The sequence below is a fragment of the Streptomyces pseudovenezuelae genome (assembly GCF_001513955.1).
Taxonomy (GTDB): Bacteria; Actinomycetota; Actinomycetes; order Streptomycetales; family Streptomycetaceae; genus Streptomyces; species Streptomyces pseudovenezuelae.
In genome coordinates this window covers 1-2,680 of sequence record NZ_KQ948168.1, presented here as the reverse complement: position 1 = coordinate 2,680, position 2,680 = coordinate 1, and the positions used below count along the sequence as shown (strand labels likewise).

Genomic DNA, 2,680 nt, shown 5'->3' with positions numbered 1-2,680 from the left:
CCCCCGAGCTGGGGGCCCCGCCTCAATTCCAAGGAAGGTCAGACATGGATCCGAAGGAACTTGAAGGCGTCTTCCCTCCCGGGGAACTCTGCCTGATCGAGATCACCGGGGACACGGAGATCGAAGCCCGGTCGGAAGCCCTGACGTTCACGGGTGGCGGGGTCATCGTCTCCGGGACGTGGGAGGTCCACGTCGTTGAGAACGGCGTGGTGGACCCGTCTCCGGTCGTCGGGGTCCGGTTCATCCCCTGGCGCAGGGTTGCCGGGATCAGTGCCCAGTGCGAAGTGGGCGGCTACGCGAGCAGGCAGGATCTCGAAGCGGAACTAGAGATCTACGAAGTCCCCAAGGATCAGCGGGGCGAAGTCCTGGCCCGGTACGACGTCGACACAGCGGCGGCCCGCAGCAAGGCGAGCAAGAGCGCGAAGAACTGGCGGAGTGCCGGCCGCGTCCCTCCCGCCCCCACAGGGTCGGTCGACTGGCCTACCTCGCCCCGGTCCGCCCCGGGCGCCTGACCCGTCATGACCGGCCGGTGTCCGCGCTGCGGGGCCCCCGTCCTGGTGACCCCGGGCGGGGAGCTGCTCGAACCCGAGCCGCACCCGCTCGCACTGACCCGGCCCGATGGCTCCCGGCTCACCCTGCGGGAAGCGGCAGAGCAGGCCATGGAGCGGATACCGCCGACCGGCCACCACGTCCACGTGGCAGGCCCCCGGGCGCCCGGCCGGGTCGCCGCACCCGGCTACGGGTGCCACGTGGCCCAACTCGCCCTGTTCGCCGCCGCATGACGCAGGCCGGGAAGACCGGATGACGTACAACCGGCCCCGGTACGTCTGTCACTTGACGTACCGGGGCCCTGTCGCGTCCACCTGTCACACGTCCCCCTGTCGCGCGCTGTGACCTGCGCGGACCCCCCGAACTCCCCCTCCCGCTCCCCATGCGACAGGGGCACGCGACAGCAGCACGCGCCCCCGAATGCGCCAGTTGGCCGGGAGTCGCCCTTGTTCCTTCCGTCGGGTCACCCCTACATTCTTCCGTAGGGTCACCCCTACAGAACGGGGGGCGTGATCCTGCCCAACTCCCTGACCAGGAAGGACACCCCGCCATGGGAACCCGCATCGTTGCCCCCGGCTCGGAAAGCTCATTCCCGCACTACGCGCACCACGTCGGCCGCATCACCCTGACCCACGCCGACACCGCCCCTGACGAGCGGCTCGGGGGCCAGAACGGCGCCACCACGTGGTGGAAGGACGGCACCACGTCCTACGTGCTGCACTTCCGCTCCGGCCACGTCCACGGCTGGACCATGGCGGACGAGACGGACACCGCGATTCAGGCCGTCGACTCCCTGCGGGAGGGCGAGTTCATGAGCGGTGACAGGCTGTGGGCCGCCCTGCGGGACGTGCGGCGGCTCCGCTCCCGGCTGGAGGCTCTGGAGTCCGAACTCATCCTGTACGCCCGTGAGGAGGCGTCCGAGGGCCGTGCGCGCATGTCCCTGCGGGAGATCGGGGAAGTCACCCAGACCCACCACACCACCGTGGCCGAACGGGTCGACCGGATGCGCGCCGGCAGTCACGCCCCGTTCCGCGGCTGGCTCGTCCAGGGCACCGACCGGGAGGCCATGCACGGCGGGACCGAGCCTCAGACCCCGCAGGTGCCGACCCTGCGCGAGCAGATCGCGGAAGCCCCCGGCGGCGCCTTCCTGGCCACCGTCGCCCCCTCGGAGTCCGGCGGGTACGTCATCACGGTGACCCAACACACCCCGGAGCCCGAGGAGTTGGCCCGGATCGAACTCCCGGACTGGGACGACATCCGCCCGGCATCCGCCGGACACCGGCTCATCGAGCAGGGGTTCCAGGTCCTCCCGGCCGCGCACTACGAGCCGGACCGGGCCGCCGGATGGAAGCCCAGCGCGGATGGCCAGACCTACACCGCCCCGGTCTACCGCCTCCCCGACTTCGGGACCGAGAAGTGATCCGGGACGCGGCCACCTGCGACCGCCGCAACTGCCTGGCCGTCCTGCTCGAACCGAACGACTACCCCGGGGAGTTCGAGGACGTCGCCGCGCGGGCCGGATGGACGTCCGGCCCCGAGGGGCACACCTGCCCGGCCTGCCAGGCTGGACGCGGCCCGGTGCTCGAACGGGGCGAGTGCGCCCGGTGCGGCGGTCGGGTCGGGGTCCGGCACGGCAAGGAACGGTGCATGTCCTGCGGGGAGTTGACCCCCGAGAACGACCCCGAGTGGGACGAGCCGCCCGGGGACGACGACGACCAGGACGAGCCGCCCGGCGCCTACTGTGCGTGCTCAGACCCGGACTGCCCGACCCCTGACGGCCGGTACACCCACGGCTGACCGAGGCTCCCCGCGGCCCCCTGCTCCCACCCGGAGCAGGGGGCCGCGGGCATGGGAGCCCCTGCTCGTCCGCCTCGGTCCCGGCGGGTGCATACCCGGGCATACGTCTAATGGTCGGTAATACCGGGACAGTTGACCGCCCCTCCCGCTCGTCCTGGCCGTGGCCGCCTCGGTCGGCCGGCACTTCCCCGGGCCCTCCCGAGGACCGGCTCGTCCACGTCCTGGCCGTCCTGCTCGTCCGCCCCGAGGACCGGCTCGTCCGCCCGTGAGCCGCCGCCAGGGAGCCGAGGGCCCCCTCGGTCCCTGCTCGGTCCCTCCGGCCCGCTCCCGGCCG

The 2,680-nt window shown here is 72.3% G+C and carries 4 protein-coding genes; all 4 read left to right on the top strand.

The features are described from left to right. Nucleotides 1-512, top strand: a 512-nt coding sequence (locus AQI94_RS42260) for a hypothetical protein (RefSeq protein ID WP_208611891.1), incomplete at its 5' end; no start/stop codon positions are given. Between the two features lie 6 nt (nt 513-518). After that, on the top strand, nt 519-782 hold the full coding sequence (locus tag AQI94_RS42255) for a hypothetical protein (RefSeq protein WP_063755196.1): 264 nt from the start codon (nt 519-521) through the stop codon (nt 780-782). A gap of 317 nt (nt 783-1,099) precedes the next feature. After that, on the top strand, nt 1,100-1,969 hold the full coding sequence (locus AQI94_RS42250) for a hypothetical protein (RefSeq protein WP_051742471.1): 870 nt from the start codon (nt 1,100-1,102) through the stop codon (nt 1,967-1,969). After that, a complete protein-coding gene (locus tag AQI94_RS42245; RefSeq protein ID WP_030498517.1) occupies nt 1,966-2,346 on the top strand; it encodes a hypothetical protein in 381 nt (126 codons plus the stop codon). The genes AQI94_RS42250 and AQI94_RS42245 overlap by 4 nt, the downstream gene beginning before the upstream one ends. Nucleotides 2,347-2,680 lie beyond the last annotated feature (334 nt).

Bases quoted from the DNA above. Each gene is read 5' to 3' on its own strand.
- AQI94_RS42255 (WP_063755196.1), top strand. From the start codon at position 519: ATGACCGGCCGGTGTCCGCGCTGCGGGGCCCCCGTCCTGGTGACCCCG.
- AQI94_RS42250 (WP_051742471.1), top strand. From the start codon at position 1,100: ATGGGAACCCGCATCGTTGCCCCCGGCTCGGAAAGCTCATTCCCGCAC.